Annotated in this window: 18 protein-coding genes; 7 read left to right on the top strand and 11 right to left on the bottom strand. The window is 62.0% G+C overall.

Going from position 1 to position 16,782, the window contains the following annotated elements:
* Positions 1-224: 224 nt before the first annotated feature.
* Positions 225-1,931, top strand: a complete 1,707-nt coding sequence (locus tag BV071_RS15435) for an MbnP family protein (protein WP_035608830.1) — start codon at positions 225-227, stop codon at positions 1,929-1,931.
* Between the two features lie 278 nt (positions 1,932-2,209).
* A complete protein-coding gene (locus BV071_RS15430) occupies positions 2,210-3,925 on the top strand; it encodes a YHYH protein (protein ID WP_035608828.1) in 1,716 nt (571 codons plus the stop codon).
* Positions 3,926-4,017: 92 nt separating this feature from the next.
* On the opposite strand, the gene BV071_RS15425 is transcribed toward BV071_RS15430, so the two are convergent.
* Positions 4,018-4,380 carry a hypothetical protein gene (locus tag BV071_RS15425; RefSeq protein ID WP_035608825.1) on the bottom strand — a complete coding sequence of 121 codons (363 nt, stop codon included), beginning with the start codon at positions 4,378-4,380 and terminating at the stop codon, positions 4,018-4,020.
* 174 nt (positions 4,381-4,554) lie between these two features.
* On the opposite strand from BV071_RS15425, the gene BV071_RS15420 reads away from it, so the two are divergent.
* On the top strand, positions 4,555-5,190 hold the full coding sequence (locus BV071_RS15420; protein ID WP_035608822.1) for an HAD family phosphatase: 636 nt from the start codon (positions 4,555-4,557) through the stop codon (positions 5,188-5,190).
* Between the two features lie 72 nt (positions 5,191-5,262).
* Here the strand turns inward: BV071_RS15420 and BV071_RS15415 are convergent, their stop codons facing one another.
* The 3 genes from BV071_RS15415 to BV071_RS15405 all read right to left on the bottom strand — a co-directional run bounded on the left by BV071_RS15415 (position 5,263) and on the right by BV071_RS15405 (position 9,379).
* Positions 5,263-6,612 carry a DUF3472 domain-containing protein gene (locus BV071_RS15415; protein WP_265594483.1) on the bottom strand — a complete coding sequence of 450 codons (1,350 nt, stop codon included), beginning with the start codon at positions 6,610-6,612 and terminating at the stop codon, positions 5,263-5,265.
* Positions 6,613-6,654: 42 nt separating this feature from the next.
* On the bottom strand, positions 6,655-7,665 hold the full coding sequence (locus BV071_RS15410; protein WP_035608818.1) for a hypothetical protein: 1,011 nt from the start codon (positions 7,663-7,665) through the stop codon (positions 6,655-6,657).
* A gap of 172 nt (positions 7,666-7,837) precedes the next feature.
* Entirely contained in the window at positions 7,838-9,379 is a 1,542-nt protein-coding gene (locus BV071_RS15405) for a hypothetical protein (protein WP_035608815.1), read from the bottom strand.
* 178 nt (positions 9,380-9,557) lie between these two features.
* Between BV071_RS15405 and truA the strand changes: the two genes are divergently transcribed.
* Positions 9,558-10,298 (top strand): tRNA pseudouridine(38-40) synthase TruA, encoded by a 741-nt coding sequence (truA, locus tag BV071_RS15400; protein WP_035608813.1) that lies wholly within the window; start codon positions 9,558-9,560, stop codon positions 10,296-10,298.
* A gap of 5 nt (positions 10,299-10,303) precedes the next feature.
* On the opposite strand, the gene BV071_RS15395 is transcribed toward truA, so the two are convergent.
* Complete coding sequence (locus tag BV071_RS15395; protein WP_035608810.1) at positions 10,304-10,594, bottom strand: hypothetical protein; 291 nt, start codon at positions 10,592-10,594, stop codon at positions 10,304-10,306.
* A 78-nt stretch (positions 10,595-10,672) separates the two neighbouring features.
* Here BV071_RS15395 and BV071_RS15390 point away from each other — a divergent pair, with 78 nt between their 5' ends.
* Positions 10,673-11,152 (top strand): hypothetical protein, encoded by a 480-nt coding sequence (locus BV071_RS15390; RefSeq protein WP_035608808.1) that lies wholly within the window; start codon positions 10,673-10,675, stop codon positions 11,150-11,152.
* A gap of 16 nt (positions 11,153-11,168) precedes the next feature.
* On the opposite strand, the gene BV071_RS15385 is transcribed toward BV071_RS15390, so the two are convergent.
* Positions 11,169-12,035, bottom strand: coding sequence for a carboxypeptidase-like regulatory domain-containing protein (locus BV071_RS15385; protein ID WP_035608805.1), 867 nt, complete (start codon positions 12,033-12,035; stop codon positions 11,169-11,171).
* A 145-nt stretch (positions 12,036-12,180) separates the two neighbouring features.
* Here BV071_RS15385 and BV071_RS15380 point away from each other — a divergent pair, with 145 nt between their 5' ends.
* Entirely contained in the window at positions 12,181-12,423 is a 243-nt protein-coding gene (locus tag BV071_RS15380; RefSeq protein ID WP_035608803.1) for a hypothetical protein, read from the top strand.
* Between the two features lie 9 nt (positions 12,424-12,432).
* Here the strand turns inward: BV071_RS15380 and BV071_RS15375 are convergent, their stop codons facing one another.
* The 5 genes from BV071_RS15375 to BV071_RS15355 form a co-directional block, all read right to left on the bottom strand.
* Positions 12,433-13,035 carry a hypothetical protein gene (locus tag BV071_RS15375; protein ID WP_265594482.1) on the bottom strand — a complete coding sequence of 201 codons (603 nt, stop codon included), beginning with the start codon at positions 13,033-13,035 and terminating at the stop codon, positions 12,433-12,435.
* Positions 13,036-13,111: 76 nt separating this feature from the next.
* A complete protein-coding gene (locus BV071_RS15370) occupies positions 13,112-13,756 on the bottom strand; it encodes a tetratricopeptide repeat protein (RefSeq protein ID WP_035608797.1) in 645 nt (214 codons plus the stop codon).
* A 40-nt stretch (positions 13,757-13,796) separates the two neighbouring features.
* A complete protein-coding gene (locus BV071_RS15365; protein ID WP_035608918.1) occupies positions 13,797-14,069 on the bottom strand; it encodes a GNAT family N-acetyltransferase in 273 nt (90 codons plus the stop codon).
* A gap of 10 nt (positions 14,070-14,079) precedes the next feature.
* A complete protein-coding gene (gene tssD, locus BV071_RS15360) occupies positions 14,080-14,613 on the bottom strand; it encodes a type VI secretion system tube protein TssD (RefSeq protein ID WP_052573398.1) in 534 nt (177 codons plus the stop codon).
* Positions 14,614-14,637: 24 nt separating this feature from the next.
* Positions 14,638-15,531: a hypothetical protein gene (locus tag BV071_RS15355; RefSeq protein ID WP_265594481.1), complete on the bottom strand. Its 894-nt coding sequence runs from the start codon at positions 15,529-15,531 to the stop codon at positions 14,638-14,640.
* Positions 15,532-15,668: 137 nt separating this feature from the next.
* On the opposite strand from BV071_RS15355, the gene BV071_RS15350 reads away from it, so the two are divergent.
* Entirely contained in the window at positions 15,669-16,781 is a 1,113-nt protein-coding gene (locus BV071_RS15350) for a DEAD/DEAH box helicase (protein ID WP_035608793.1), read from the top strand.
* Position 16,782: the final 1 nt, after the last annotated feature.

Below are 16,782 nucleotides of genomic sequence, written 5' to 3'. Positions count from 1 at the left end.
AATCTCTCTGACAAATCTCCGCGGTACGGCTTGATGTCGTACCGCGGTTTTTGTTATGGGCCTCCTTCGGGGTCTGTGGGCTTCGCGTCGGAAGAAGCTGCCGCTGGCAATGGAGGCGCTGCCGCAGTGAGGTGGGGCAATGGATCTGACGTCTTCGCAAACACCATCGCAGAATGTTGCTTCCAGCACGCCGGCTATTGGATTAGAAGTTCGGCGTCATCTGGATGAGGACTGCTCTCCTTCTTGCCCTGCTGTCGGCACCCCTTTGCGCCGCGCCGCTGCATGTGGACTTTCGTCATGCTGGTGAAGGGAAGCCGCTGCTGATGGATTCCCTGCGCTACACTGCCGCACCCGGCGAGACCTATTCGGTCACGCGGATCGCCTGGCTGGCGACGGGCTTCTCGGTGGAGACGGCGGCGGGCAAGACGATCGAATGTCCGGGCAAGACAGGCTACGTCGGTGAGAATGGCGCACTTCTCTCGCTGCTGGCACTGCCGGATGAAAAGATCCGCTCGATCAGCTTCTACGTCGGCCCGGATGAGAAGGTGAATCATGCCGATCCGGCGGTGCTCGCGCCCAATGATCCGCTGAATCCGAATGTGAACCGCCTGCACTGGGATTGGCAGGGAGGCTACATCTTTCTCGCCTTGGAAGGCCACTGGCGCAGGCCGGATGACAAGTTCCCCGCGGGATATGCCTATCACTTCGCGCGCGATCCGAACCGCACCCGCATCACGCTGCCGCTGGAGGTTGACCTGCACAATGAGGCGCGGGTCACGGTCGTGCTGGATGCGGTGGAGCTGTTAGATGGTCTGTCCTTCGCGAAGGACGGTGCCACGACGCACTCGCAGGAGGGAGATCCGGTGGCGGCAAAGCTGAAGGAGAATCTGGGAAAGGCCATTCACGTCGCGGCGATCGAAACGGGCGGCGTGCCCACGCCACCGCAGGCGCCACCGCCCTTCGATCTGCCTGCGGATCTGACGGCCTTTCCCCTGCGCCTACCGCGCACTGTGTCGCTGCCGGCGCTGCCGCGTGACAATCCCTTGCTGGCTGGACGGGTCGCGTTGGGGGCCAAGCTCTTCTCGGAGCCAAAGCTTTCGCGCACCGGCGCGATCTCCTGCGCCACCTGCCATGTGGAAAGCGCGGGCTTCTCCGATCCGCGGACCTTCAGCCTCGGAGTGGACAACTTGCCCGGCAAGCGCCACGCCATGCCGCTCTTCAACCTCGCTTGGAAGGATCGCTTCTTCTGGGATGGCCGCGCGCCTTCCTTGCGGGAGCAGGTGATGTTCCCGATCCAGGATCACCTTGAGATGGACGAGAAGCCGGAGCGGATCGTGGAGAAGCTCAAGGCCGATCCACTTTACCCGCCGCTCTTCACGAGGGCCTTCGGCTCCGGTGCGATCACCGCGCAGACCATCTCGCTGGCGCTGGAGAACTTCCTGCTCACCAAGCTGAGCTTCGATTCGAAGTTCGATCGCGCGATGAAGGGCGGTGAAGCGCTCACCGATCAGGAGAAGCGCGGCTTCGAGCTCTTCTTCACCGAATCGGAGCCGCGTTTCGGCAAGCGCGGTGCGGACTGTTTCCACTGCCACGGCGGAGCGCTGTTCACCGATCACGGCTTCCATAACAACGGTCTGGCCCTGACGGACGACCTCGGCCTCGCGGCGATCAGCGGGAAGGACACGGATCGCTTCAAGTTCAGCACGCCCTCCTTGAGGAACGTGGGTCTAACAGCACCGTACATGCACGATGGTCGCTTCTCGACGCTGGAGGAAGTGGTGAAGCATTACAATGAGGGCTTTGTGCCAAGCGAGACGCTGGATCCGAACTTGGCGAAGCACCCTCAGGGATTGGGTTTGTCGAAGGAGGATCAGGAGGCGCTGGTGGCTTTCTTGAAGTCGCTCAGTGATCCGGCCTACGGGCCGAAGTAGATCATAGGGTCGCGATTTCTGTGGTACGTAGTCCCGCCTTCAGGCGGACGAAGCAGTTCTTGGGGCGGATCCCTACCCGGGGGGGGGCTGGAGATGCGGCAGTTCGCGTGGCTTCGTCCGCCTGAAGGCGGGACTACGTACCACTGATGACTGGCTGCGGGGGTAGGTTCGCGCCTTCGCGTCCCCCCTTACCAAATCTTAACGATTTTCTCCGCTCCCCACATCATTCCCAAACGTCGTGCTGGCAGGGTCGCGTGGAAATCCAGGACGACCGACCGATGAAAGCCGCCTCCCTCCTCTCATTTCTCTTCCTCGCGACGGCCAACGCAGACCCCCACATCTCCTCGTGGTTTACCGCGCGCAGCGGTGCCTACGCCCGGGTCTACACCAGCACGGCCAACCAGAGCTCGGGCACCACCTCCGCCACTTGGTCGCGGGGGCAGGGCGCGCAGACCACGCCGACCTATGCTGGCGTGAATGAGATCTCGTATTCGAACGATTGGGTCTACATCCGCACCACTGGCCTTGCAGGGCATGTGATGGGTCCATGGTATCTCGATTCCGGAAAGAGCCAGGACTTCCCGAACTTCCCTGCGAATACCGCGACCCTCTATCGCATCCCGCGCAATCCAAAGGAGGCCACCCCGACAAAGACCAGCACCGATCTCGGTGCTTCCGGTTACTATGTGAACGGCGTGGCGATGTTCGACATGCGCGATTCCTTCTCCTACCGGAACGCCAGCGCTCAGGACGCCACACCGGTGAATGGCCTTAGCGGCGACGGCATCTGGAACCGCGAGGCCTATCACAACGAGTCCGTCACCTTTGACAACGGTTACGCTCATCAAGCGGGCAAGGTGTACCATTACCATGCCCAGCCGCCAGGCCTGCGCTATCAATTGGGCGACCACGTTAGCTACGATGCGGCCACCAATGTTTACAGCGAGATGCCCGGTCTGCCGGCCAAGCACTCGCCGATCCTCGCATGGGCGGCCGATGGTTTTCCGGTTTATGGCCCCTATGGTTACAGCGATCCGAACGATCCCTCCTCGGGTATCCGGCGCATGACCAGCGGCTTCCGCCTGCGTACGATCACTACCCGCACCGCCTTGCCCGCCTGGTCCCAGCGGGTTCAGAACCGCCTCACGGCCCTGACCTCCAGCCAGTATGGCCCGGCTGTGAATGGCACCTATGCCCTGGGACACTATCTGGAAGACTACGAATACCTCGGCGATGTCGGCTTTACCCATGGTGTCGACTTCGATCTGAACGAGCAGAACGTGCGCTTCTGCAAGACCCCGGAGTATCCGGATGGTACCTGGGCCTATTTCCTCACCATCACCTCCACGGGCACTCCGGTGTTTCCCTTTTCCACCGGCCGCCAGTACTACGGCACCGTGAGCGGTGGCGCGGTGCCTTCGATCAGCGAGGCCGTGACCAGCTACTGGAAGGGCGGCCCTAACAAGGAGGAAGAGCCGGATGTCATCGCCGTCTCGCCGAACAGCGGCGACGTCACCCTGACCTGGAGTGCAGTCGAAGGCGGCACGTATGAGGTGAAGGCCGGTGACACTCCGGACGGAGGGGTGCTTGCCACCACGCCGCTTACCGGCAGCGACAAGTTCACCTATACCGACAGCGGGGCGAAGACCTCGCACAGCAAGCGCTTCTACCGGATCAACCGCAGCGCCCTCGCGAGCTTCGATAGCAACGGCTTCAACTACACGCCTCCGGGTGGTGGTGGCGGGAGCACGGTCAGCTTCACCTTCAGCTTCCCGACCGCACCGCCCATCCCGCCGCAGGATGCTGTCACCTCCATTACCGTCGGCGGCGTGGCCACTTCGATCACCAGCTACACGCAGGGCACTGGCAGTGCGACCGTGAGCTTCAACAACAGCACCTTGGCCAGCGGCATGCCCTATCCCGCGATCCTCAGCTTTACCCCGCCGGGACAAACCCTCCGGACCGTCAATTCTTCCAATACCTACACCAAGTAGCGTCCCCGTTTCCTTTGCCGGGTGTGTGAAGAATCCCTGCATGTGTCCGCATGCAGGGATTCGCTTTTCGGGCGGGACGCACCGCTCTATTCCTATTTGGTGGCGGCAGCCTTCAAGCGTTCGCTCGCATCCTTCGCCAACTGTAGATAGTTCCCGCGCTTTTCATAGGTCACATTCATCTCCGCATGGACCTTCTTCAGTTCCGCGAGGACCTCCTGCTGACGTCCGCCTTCCAAGCCCTCAACCGTAGCGCCGATTAGTGAATGGGTAGCGGAGCTATACCAAATGTTGTAGTTGAATCGCTCCAACATCTTGGCCGCCTCGAAGATCAGGGCACAGGCGAGGCCCAAGGCACAGCCGAAGCCGATGCGGGCACGCTTGTTTTGCGAACAGGTGGTCCCGATCAGCAAGGGCACCAAGATGAGGTAGGGGAGGATATATACGAATACGATCACGGCTTCTCGGAATAGTTTGCGTCGATCTCCCGCCCAAAAGGGCCAGCAGCTTTTGGAGCAGGATCATGGATTCTCAGGGGCCGGGTCGAGCCCGGAACTACGTTTCATCCCCATTTCACAAATCCGCCTGCCATTCGGCCTTGCTCCCGCGCCCTCGCCGCTCCATTTCCCCGCATGCGTTTCTCCGCCGTGCTCTTCGATTTCGATGGCGTCTTGGTCGATACGGAGTGGGCCATCTATGAGGCCTGGCACCGAACGTTCCTGGCGCACGGTCATCCGCTGCCGCTGGAAACTTACACCCAGTGCATCGGCTCGGACTTCGACACCTGGTCGCCGAAGACGCACCTGGAAGAACTCACCGGCCGCAGCTTCGATTGGCACCAGCTCGATGAAGCCCGCCAAGTCGAAATCCGCCGGGATCTGGAGCAGGCCGGCCCGATGCCCGGAGTGGTCGCCCTGTTGGAGAAGCTCAAGGCTCAGGGCATTCCAATCGGGGTGGTCTCCAGTTCTTCCCACTTCTGGGTCGATGGCTGGCTGGAGAAACTACGATTGATGCCGTACTTCAAGACCGTGGTCTGCCGCGGGGATGCCCCGCGGATCAAGCCGGCTCCCGACCTCTGGCTTGAAGCCATCCGCCGCTTGGAGCTGCCCGCGGGTGAATGCCTTGCGATCGAGGATTCCTTGAATGGCGTGAAGTCCGCCAAGGCCGCTGGCCTCAACGTCTGGGTGGTGCCGAATCGCACTACGGCCTGCCTGGATTTCTCCATGGCAGACCGCATCTGCGCTTCGCTCGAGGTCGCGCCGCTGTGAGGATAGGGAGCGGGGACATTCTTGTCCCCGAATCGGACCAATAGCAGGGACAGGAATGTCCCTGCTCCTTATTCAAAATCCATCCAGCTTCTCGAAGCTGATCGAAGGCTGCTTGGCCGCAGTCGACTCGCGCTTGAACGAAGTTTTCAAGGCAACCGGATTCTCGAAGAACCCGCCGTTGCGCATGAAGAACTCATTTCCCTTCACGCCGCCCGCGCGGTCCATGCGGTAACCGCGGTTCGCGATATCGTCACCGGTGAAGACCGCCTCGGTCACCTCGTGCCACTGGCCCTTCACGTCGCAGGTCCACTGGTTGCCGTAGAGTGCGCCGCGGCTGAGATACCCATTGCGATCCGCGAAGTTCTCCAGGAAGGAATGCGCGCCGGTCAGGTGCTTGTCCGTCTTCGGCCGCTTGAAGCTGGCGATCAGCTTCCATTCCTTCTTGTCCGGCAGGAAGAACCACGCGGTGTAAACGGTCGAGCCTTGGCCATCCGGGTGCACGCGGTTGAGGAAGCGGCAGGTCTCGCCGGCCTTCCATGGATACAGCCAGTAGCTCTGGCCGCCGGAGCCCTCGCCGCCGAATTCACCGCCATGCACGCCCTCGCCCTTCTTGAGCAGGGTGATCTTCTGGTCTTCTGGGATTTCGCCAGGTTTGTCGGTTTTGAAGGGGCTCCACACGGAGAAGAGGATGCGGCGCTCCTGTTCCGAATTCACCTGCATGCCGAAGTAACCTTCGCCGAAGCCATTCGACATGAAGTACGAGCCGATCGGGTCGCTGCCTTCCGGCACCGTGACCTCGTTGTAGAACCACTCAAGCGGCTCACCCTTCGGCAGGGAGTAGTTGAGGTGCACCGAGGGACCACGGCGGCCCCAGTAGAAGCGGTTGTCCTGGTTGTCCTTCACGTAGTTGAGCGCGACCTCATCCGGCGCCTTCACCGTCACGGCTTCCAGATCGGCGAAGACCTCGCCGCTCTTCTTTACGCCCTGAAGGTCCACCCGCACGTAGCCGGCTTCCTTCACCGGGAATTTCCCGAGCGCCACCGGCTCGGTGGCACCGCTTTTCAAATCCAGTTCCTGCGCCTTGCCGTTGACCGTCGCGCGGATCCGCGAATCGGCCGGCACTGCCGCCTTCAGCTTCAGCCCCAGCTCTAGGTCCGCGGCGCGATCCACGCGGAAGAAGAGCGACTGCACGGTGCCCTCGTTCTCCCATTTGGCCCCGCCGCGGCCCCCGCGCCGGCCACCACCTCCGCCGCCGCTATCCTTGCCCGCTTCCTTGGTGATGTAGGCATTCCCGCCGACCGGCACTTCCCAGTCCTTACCGGCTGCGATTTCCCCACCCAGTGTCGCGAGAACCAAGGCCGCCCAAATCTTCCGCTCGATCAGCATGCAGGTTAAACGCCGGAAAGTGGCGTTTTGTTCCATAAAATGCAATAAATCGCTCCGAAAGTGCTTTGGGTGGCTATTTTAGCACTTCACCTCCGGGTGGTGCTTGCTCATGCACTCGTCGCAGACGCCGTGGCTGAACTTCGCCTCACTGTGGCGCTGGATGTAGCTCTCCACCTGGTGCCAGGTGCCGTCCTCGTCGCGGATGTTCTTGCAGTAGGAGCAGGTCGGCAGGATCCCGCGTAGGGTCTTCACCTCCTGCAGCGCCTGCTTGAGCGAGCCGATCAGGCTGACGTTCTCCCGCTCCACCTCCTTGCGCCGCTCAATCTCGCGCTGGGCGAGGCTGAGCTCCAGCCGCACCTTGGTCACCTCCCTGAGGATCGCCAGCACCGGGCGGTTCTCGATCTCCATGCCGTTCCGCCCGCTTTGCCAGGCGATGTACCAGTAGAGGAAAGGGAAGGCGAAGACGCTGATCACAAAGCGGCTCACAAAGGTGCCGGTGATGATCTTCTGATAGTCCGGGCTACCGGCGAAGGCTCCGGTATTGAAGAGAATCACATCCAGCCAGAGCACCCCGAGCAGGGTGAGGAAGGAGCGCAGCCAGAGCCGGACATTGAACTCCGGCTTGCCGAGGAATTCCCAAGCCACCGCCAGGAAGATCAGATCGGCGAAGGCCGCGAAGATCGATGCCGAGTAGATCCGCAGGCTCTGCGGCGGGAAGTAGCTCGTCATGTCCGGGTTGGAGAGCCGGAGCTGCCACTGCAGCACCGAGGTCACCACCGGCACCATGATGGAGACTCCGATGATCGTGGAAATCGCGATCCGGGTCGCGCGGGGTCCGTCGAAGACGTAGACCACGAAGACGCCCAGCAGCAGCGCGGTGTAGAACACCGTGGACCCGACCATGAAGGAGACCCCGGGAATATTCACCCGTACACCGGCGTCCGTGACCCAGACCATCACCGCGGTCAGGCTGCCGATCAGCGCGTAGAAGTGGGCAAGGCCCAGTCTGTTCCGCAGGGAGTGCGCCCAAAGCACCAGAAAGTAGACGGAAATCGCCTCAATGATCAGGATCAGCAATTCGCTCGTCATCGTTTCCGTCGCGCCATCGTAAAAGTTAAGTGAGGAGTTGCGGGAGAGTAAGGATCGCGGCCGCGCTGACAAGGCATGCGGCCCTACGAGGAGCAAAATCGGTCTTATCCAACCCGGGAAATGCCGGGGGATGCGTAATTTTGCGTAGCTTGGCAGCTCGTGAAGCTGGAGCTCACCAATCCTGGTGGTTGCTCGGAGCGTGCTCGGGATTGCTGCAGGTGCAGGCCAGTGCACCTTGCTTCGGCACGGTCTTGGAGAAGGTGTAAGTGCCCTCTGCGCAGGTCGGCTGCTTGGCTAGGAAGCTATCCTTGCTACCCACGATCTTGTCCCAAGGAATTGGCTGGCCGGGCTTCACACTGTTCATGTTCTGATAGGATCGCACCGCCTGTTGGACGTTGCGGGTATTCATGATGCAGGCCGCGCGATCGGAGCCTTTCTTCCAAGCCCGGGCCCCGACGAAGAGCACGCTGCTTCCCGCCAGGTAGGGCAGGGCACCGCCGATTTCGATGGCGTAGGGCATCTCGGCCAAGGTCGTAAGGCCGTCTTGCTCACTGGCGATGCACAGCGACCAAGGCTTGGCGGTGAGGTATTTGCTGGCATAGGCAAGGAAGGGCGCGCCTTCGCTGCTGATGCTGCTTGCAGAGTTGCGGAGCATCCAGCCGATCGCCGGTGCCACCTGTGGAGACGCGTAAACGAGCAGGTTGCCATTCTCCGGGAAGTGGTCGGTCGCGGCTTGGTATTCCTTCCACTGGCCCAGCTTCATCGCCGCGGTCTCGACATACTTCAGGTACTCCGCGCGGCTGGTGTAGGTCAGGGTGCCCGCGTCGTCATAGAGCAATTGGGTCTTGGCCTGCATCAGGGGCTTCATCGGCAGCTCCCAGCCGCGGCGGGAGCCTTGGACCTTGGCCTTGCCCAAGCCCTTCTCCAGTTCTGGCAGCATCAGCTTCAGCAGCTCGCCGGCACCGTCGATCTGCACAAAGAAGTCCACTGGCTGCGGTGAGGTGGGCGTGGCCTTCCACGAGGAGATGTCGACTCCGAGGAGCAACTGCAAGTCGGTCTTGGCCAGCAGGTCTTTCAAGGTGCCGCCGACCGGCAGCTTCTCGTTCATGCCCTGCTTGATATCCGCTTCCTGGCCACAGGCCTTGGCGATGGCCGTCAGCACTTCCGGTAGGGCGGTGGCATCCAGACGGGTCTCGATCACCAGATCGGTGGCGGCGGGAATCATCGTCGGCGTCCGGAACTTGATCGGCTCCTTGCCCAAGAGGGTGCTGAAACCCGTCCGGCCGGCGGGCAGATACTGATACTGGCGCAGCAGGTAGGCATCGCCATCCCGCTTCAGGCTCCGGCCACTGGCCGCTGCCTGCGCCATGCCGGAGGCATCCACCAGTGCGGCCGGGTCGACCTTGAGCTTGTTTCTGTCTGCCACGGGCATGCCGTTGAGGAATGCTTTCACCAGCTCGATGAGCATCTCCCTCTCGCCCTCATGATCCTCGAAGTGCAGCATCTTGCCGCCGATATCGAGCTTGCCGGCTACGCGGTTGAAGTGAGGCGAGGACTCCGGCCCTACAGGTGGCAGCACAGGCGGCTCCGCCGGTTCTGCGGGCGCGGCCAGCGCTGGGGCGGCCGGTGCCGTCACAGCCGGGGCACTGTCTGCTTTCGATGACGATGCCTTGGCCACCGCCTTCAGGCGGTCGCAGCCAGCGAGAAAGGGCATCCCTATCAGGACCGTGACTGCCAAAGCTCGATGAATTATCATGCGATGTTAATATTTTTTAGAATTACGATCGTCAAGCCCGCTTCCGTGGCGCTCTGGTGGCAGATTTTTTCAAATCCGTTCACCTCATCTCGGCGTTGCAGCGGGGTGGGGGACTCTGGGAGTCTGTCGCGACCCCATGAAGCTCAAGCTGACCATCGCCTATGACGGCACCGCCTATCAGGGCTGGCAGTCACAGCGTTCCGGGCGCGGGGTCCAGGACCAGCTCCACACCGCGCTGGCGGCTTTGTTCCCTGAGGCGCCCGAGCTCACCGGTTCCAGCCGGACAGATGCCGGGGTCCACGCCTTGGGGATGGTCGCGCATTTCGAGACCGCGGAGCTGCGCATGCCGCTGCGCCACCTGCCGCTCGCGCTCAATGCCTTGCTGCCCGTGGATATCCGGGTTTTGGGAGCTGCGAAGGCGACTGAGGCCTTCCACGCGCGCTTCGGTGCCAAGGGCAAGGAGTACCGCTACCGGATCTGGAATCATGCCGCGATGAATCCCCTGCTGCGGACCCAGGCGTGGCATGTCCCGCGGGCGCTCGATCTCGCCGCGATGCAGGTCGCGGCGGCACTTTTTGTCGGGCAGCACGACTTTAGGGCTTTCACGGCGAAGCGGCCCGGCATCTTGGGCGACTCGGTCCGCACTCTGACCCGTTGCGAGGTCCGCAAGCGCGGCCCGGAGATCACCGTGGTGCTGGCAGGCCCCGGCTTCCTCTACAAGATGTGCCGGGGGATCGTCGGCACCTTGGTGCAGATCGGTGAAGGACGATACCCTGCGGAAGCGGTGAGGGAGATGCTGGCCAGCCGCGACCGGCGAATCTCGGGGGTGAATGCGCCCGCGCATGGGCTGGTGCTGCAGAAGGTCTTCTATCGCTGAGCGCCCTACTGCCGGCTCAGGCAATAGCCTGCGATTCCCAGCGCGAGGATCTGCACGAAGAGCAGATTGGAGAATAGGTATCGGTTGCCTCTTTCGCGATCCCTCCGCCTCATATCGCCGAACCGGGTGAAGATCATGGGAAGCAGGATGAGCTCCTGCACCACGGCTGCCCAGAGGGGCAAGGTGGACCAATGTGCCCGCCGGGCCAAAGACACGTTGCCCAGCAAGAGCACGAAGACGAGGACTCCGGCATAGACGACATGCAGATCCACGTCTTTGTACCACTTCGGCTTCATGCCTGATAGAAAACACGCGCGCCGAAATTTGCCTGCATTTTTCTGTCCGGCCAGCCAAGCGATTCCCAATCCCTCTCCATGGCCCTCCAGATTCTGACCATCGTCCACGTGATCATCAGCCTGCTCGGGATCGCCTCGGGCTTCGCCATCATGGCCGCCATGCTGCGCGGCAATCCACGCCACCCTTGGACCGGCTTCTTCCTGGCCATGACCTTGGCCACCAGTCTCACCGGTTTTCTCTTCCCCTATGACAAGGGCTTCACGCCGGCCCTCGGCTTCGGGGTGATCTCCACCATCATTCTCGCCCTGGCGCTCTATGCGCTCTACAAGCGCCAGCTCGCCGGTGGCTGGCGGAAGACCTATATCATCTGTGCGCTCTTCGCCCAGTATCTGAATGTCTTCGTGCTGGTGGTGCAGATGTTCCTGAAGATCCCGGCGCTGAAGGCCCTGGCCCCTACCCAGAGCGAGCCGCCCTTCGGCATCGCCCAGGGCCTAGTCCTGATCGGCTTTCTTGCCACTGGCTTCCTCTCGCTGCGGCGCAAGCCTCAGCCTGCGTGAATCCGGATGTCCCGCCTCAGTGCTCGGGACCGACCCAACGGGAACCGGGTCGTGGATTGTAGCGGGACTGGATGCCCAGGCATTGCCCATCGGAATCGGCGAAGACCTGGAACTCGATCCACGCATAAGTTCCATCGTCGAATTTCACATAGGCCTGTCGTTTCCCCGACTCGGACCGCCATCCCTCGCTCACGGGCCGGACGCTCTCCCACACTCGCACGTGGGCGTCTTGGAAAAACTGCGGTGCCACGTCTCGGGGAACTTCCCGATCCGAGACTTGGCCGTCCCAGGCATCCAGCCTGAGCGTCCACCTGAAGGGAGCAGGCCAGGTGCCCGTCAGGGGCTGAGGCGCGCTGGGGCCACGCTCGAGCTTGAACTCCAGCACATGCCCTCCCTTGTCATCGAGCGCAACCCGCCATGGCTTGTTGTCAGGCTTCAAGGCTTCGCGCCGGTATGGCTTCCGCACCAAGGGCACGGAGTCATCGGCGACATCCAGCATCACCACCCGCCAGAAGCCGGGGCGCTGCTCGTCCCGATTCCACAAGTGAGTCGGCATGGTGTGGGCGAGCGGATCGGGAATGTGGCCCGGGACTTCCGCGGTCACGCCGGAAACGAACATCCGCAGGCATGGAATCTTGAATTCACCCTTCGCATTGGTATCCCCGGTCGCCGGCCTCGGTTCCCACGCGGGAGCGTAGCCCCGGTAACCGATGATCTTGGCCCCGGCGAGCGGGCGTCCGTTTTGATCGACCACGCTCCCTCGGATGCTGAATAGGGAAGGACACCAAACCGGGGCAAAGAAGGCAGCCAAGGTCAGGAAGCCCATCGTCAGGCCGACGATCCATTCCTTCTTCCGTTGTTTGCGCTTTCGCTCGCTGCTCATGGGCCAAGACTGCCACGTCGGATCATAGCAGCCAGTCGATCATATTATTCAATATATCGACAAAATCGATGATGTCGGCGGCGGCTCATCGCGGAGTCTCCCCGCCATTTGCCTTCCGCTTTGCGCCGATTCTGTTAGTTTAGCAATGTCTCCCTCCAAGATCCTTGCCCTTCTCTGCCTTGGCTTCGCCCTCACTTCCTGCGCGGAAGACAGGGACTACTTCTGGCACGGCGATGGCAGCGCCGATCAGCCGGCTTACAATTCCAGCGGCGGCTACACACCCACCTACACCTCGTCCCCATCCTATTCCGACGTGGAGTCGCAGGACCAGAAGATGCGCAACTACCGCCAGGAACTCGATCGCAAGATCAACGACGCTGTCTATTGATGGATCGAATCAGTCCGGGCAGCCCTCGTCCGTCCAGATCTGCTTGAGCTTGCAGATGGTCCGGGCTCCCACCCGGATCGGCGGCATCGCCTTCGCGTTCTTCTCCGGCATGTATTCGATCAGGCCTTTGCCATCGACCTTCATGTTCGCGACCATGATCCCGACAGAGTCGTGGTCCTGTCCCTGCTTGTCCCAAGCGCCGTTGCCCAAGCCGCCGTCGAGGCCGCAGGCATGGATGAACTCGTGGATAATGATGATCTCCTTCTGCTCGGTGGTGATGTTCGTCACCTTGCCGGGCAGGAAGATCACCGCGAAGACAATCTCCCAGCGTTTCGGGTCCGTCAGGGTGGAGGTCTGGCCGTGCATCTTGGTGGCGTCGAAGTTGGCGGTGGCTTTCGCGCCATCGATATAAGGATAGGTCTCCGAGCCGTTCGACCACTTCACCACGATCTGCGACGCGTCCTTGTTTTTCTCGGACACCAGCTTCACGGGAAAGCCGAGGATATTGAACTTGGTGAGCGCCGAGTCCACCGCGGGCCCCCAGGTCTCGCCCAAGTTGTGGACCGCGAGTTGCTTCGCTTTGCGGAATCTCCTGAACCAAGGTGTCGGCATGGCGTCCTCCTTCCGTCCTTCTTTGAGAAGGAATGGACTATCGAAAGCCCGGACCGCGATTGCAAGGATGGAAGTCTCAGAATCCCGCGTCGCGAAGCTGCTTCGCCCACAGCTCATCCTGATTCGCCAACTCGTTTGAGCCCATCAGCCGGTGGATCTCCGCGCGCCGTTCCAAGGTCGAGGGCTGCAGCGGTTCCAAGGCCACCATCATGTCGAAATCCGCCAAGGCCAAGGCCGGCTGTTTCATTTGCTGATGCAATGCGGCCCGGCGCTCGCGATAGTTGATCTGGCGCGGCTGCTTGCTCACGACGATGTCGAAGTCCGCGAGCGCTTCTTTCAGGCGGTTCAGATTCCACAAGGCCGTGCCGCGGTAGTAATAAGCATCTACAGCCTCCGGCTGATCCTTGATCACGCGGGTGAAGTCCTCCACCGCGGGCTCATGCTTCTTCATCTCAAAGTAAGTCCGGCCGCGGGCAAAGTGCGCATCGGTGAAGCCATCGATCAACTTCAGCGCCTCTGTGAACTTCGCCACCGCTTCATCGCCCTTGGCCTTGGCGAAGGCGGCCAGTCCATCCTGATAAGCCTGATTCGCCTTCGACCATTGAGCGAGCTGCTCAAGCTTCTTCGGATCGATCTTGGCCGGTGCCTTCGGTGGTGCCGGTGTCTCCGCGTGGAGGAGAGAGATCATCGCGGCACCGACGAGAATGAATCCGGACTTCATGAGCAGAGTAAAACAGAGCCACCTTCGCGCGTCGGTGCCTCTAGCGAATCAAGTCCGCGTATTCGGGATGACGCTCCAGCCACGCCACCGCATAGCTGCACACCGGCATGACCTTCAGCCCGCGCTCGCGAACGATTTCCATCACGCCCGTCATCAGGCGTCCCGCTGCCCCGCGCCCGCGCAAGGCCGGGTCCGCTTCCACGTGCGGGAGGATCAGCACGTCGGCCTGCACACGATAGTCGGCGAAGGCCAGCTTGCCCTCCTCCTCAAGCTCGAAGCGCTGGCGGGAGGCGTTGTCGGTTACCGGGTTCATCGCGTGGTCTTCAAGCACCCGTGCTCGACCAATCGTCCTCGAAGGTGAATCCACCTTCCGTGTAGGTTCCCGTGATCGTCTGGTATCTGAAGGACACCTCCTCCAGGTCTCCGGCGCGGTCCGCGGAGAGATCACGCGTGTTCGGCTTCCAGCCGCGGATGTTCGAGATAAACGCGTTCTTCAGCACGATGGTGTAGTAGTTCTTCGTGACACCGTCCTTCGGATCCTTGCGGTAGAACTTCAGGGTGACGTCCGAAGCTTCATTGGTCACGATCATGGCGTAGAGCCCGGGCGTGGACTTATCGATCGCCTTCACAATCGTCAGCGGCTTGTGCTGGCGGCGACCGGTCGACTGGCCGGTGGTTGGATCGGTCGGGACCGTGATCTCGTGCTGATAGGCCAGAGCCTCGATCGTATCGTCGGCAAGCTCGCCCTTGATGATGCCCTGCTTCTTGCCTTTGACGATCACGTGGATGCTTTCCGCTGCCTGTGCCGGGCAGAGTGCCAGCAGGCAGCCGGCGGCGAGAAGAAGAAGTGTTTTCATGAGTGATGCAGGGCGAGTGGTTGGTTAGGGGCCGGTGGCGACAGAAGCCTTCAGGAAATAGAAGTCGCTGCGTGAGGTCGCGGGAATGTCTTGGAAGAGCGTCACGGGACGGCTGCTGCCGCTGAGGATACCCTGTGCCAAGACGACCGGCAGCAGTGACATCGCGGGCAAGCGCGAGAGCGAGTAGGTGCGGCCTGGCATGCCGGTCCAGCTCAGCCGCACGCTACCCGGGCTGGGTGTGCTGAGGGCAACTTGCAGCCGTGAGCGGCCATTGAGCGGGCCGGTATCAGCCTCGTATTCCTCGAAGTCGGTGAAGCCGTCGAAGTCCGAGTCGCGCTGGCCGTTCGAGACCAGGGGATTGAGACCGTTCGTGATCTCCCACGCATCCGGGATCCCGTCGTTGTCGTCGTCGGGGTCGGCATTGTTCCCGATCCCGTCGCCATCCGTGTCCACGGACTCGGCGGGATCGCCGGGAAAGGCGTCGTCCGGATCTGCGACCCCGTCCTGATCGTAGTCCGGCGGGCCGCCGGGAGTCACGCCCAGGGGGTCGAGTGGGTTCTCAAAAGGATTCATCGCATTGCTGGACCCGGCGAAGCGGGCGGATGAAAACTCCTCCCCTGCGGGCCAAGCATAGTCATTCGGGGCGCTGCGCAGCGCGAGCGCCAGCGGCACCCCTTGGGCATTGTTCGTGCCGGTCAACTCCACCTCCCAGCGGACGTGGGCGGGCGGGATGAAATAGCGGTCCAGCGGCGCGGCGGAGAGGGCCAGCAGCGGGGAAGATGCGACGTTCAGGGATAGAAGAACGCCACCGCCAGCGGCCTGTTGGGCAAAGCCGTCCGCGATCAAACGCTCACCGGCGGCCAGCGGCGAGACCGCGGACAGGAGAGCGAAAGCTGCCGCCATGTAGGGGGAATTCATGGGAACGCAGAGCCCCCGACTATCGGGAAATACGTATCCCGGCAAGGCGGATTCCGACCCTGAATCTAACAGCTTGGATTCATGGCTCGTCATTGCGGAATGCAAGGCGCAGGGTAATTGCACACCGCACCGCACCCGTGAGCACATTCCAAGAACTGGGCGTCCCCGCCGATCTCATCCAAGGCCTTGAGGCCCTCGGCATCGTCAAGCCCACCGAAGTCCAGGAGAAGGCCATCCCCTTCCTGATGGAAAACGGTGGCGACTTGATCGCGCAGGCCCAGACCGGCACTGGCAAGACCGCCGCCTTCGGCCTGCCGCTGTTGACCAAGGTCGACCCGAAGTCGAAGGAGATCCAAGCGCTCGTCGTTGCGCCCACTCGCGAACTGGCCAAGCAGGTCGGCAAGCAGCTCTTCCGTTTCACGAAGTTCTCCGCGAAGATCTTCGTCGAGGTCGTCTGCGGCGGCGACAAGATGGATCGCCAGATCGCCGCGCTCCAGCGCCCGACCCACATCGTGGTCGCGACTCCCGGCCGCCTGGTCGAGTTGGTCAACCAGAAGGCGCTCTCGCTCGCCGCCGTGAAGCACCTGGTGCTTGATGAGGCGGATGAGATGCTGAGCATGGGCTTCAAGAAGGAGCTCAGCCAGATCATCGGCTGGACCCGCTCGCGCCAGAGCACCTGGCTCTTTTCCGCCACTTTCCCGGATGCGATCCAAGTCCTGATCAAGGACTGCATGTCGCCCTCGCCGCATCGCCTCACGATCGACCGCAGCCATGTGGTCAACCGCGACATCGACCACCGTTTCGCCGTCTGCGCCCGCGACGAGAAGGCGGAGTTCATCGCCGGCTTCCTCAAGCGCCGCCACGAGGATCGGGGGCTGGTCTTCTGCCGAACCAAAGCGGGAGCGATCACCCTTGGCAAACAGCTCGCCAAGGAGGGCATCGAAGTCGACGTGCTGCAGGGTGATCTGACCCAGCCGGAGCGCGACAAGGTCATGCGCTCCTTCAAGAAGGGCCGCTTCCGTGTCCTGGTTGCCACCGATGTCGTGGCCCGCGGCATTGATGTCGATGGGCTGGCCTTCGTCATCCATCACCAGCCGCCGGACCAGCTCGAATACTACACCCACCGTAGCGGCCGGACCGCCCGTGCGGGCAAGAAGGGCATCTCGATCACCCTGATCGAACCGCGCGAGCGGCCGAAGATCCAGCGGATCGGCAATGAGCTGGGCGTGGGTTTTACCGAGATGCGCTGAA

Origin of the sequence: Haloferula sp. BvORR071 (genome assembly GCF_000739615.1) — a bacterium.
Lineage (GTDB): Bacteria > Verrucomicrobiota > Verrucomicrobiia > Verrucomicrobiales > Akkermansiaceae > Haloferula.
Note: the sequence above shows the minus strand (reverse complement) of the source record. Positions and strands in the feature narration are given on the sequence as shown.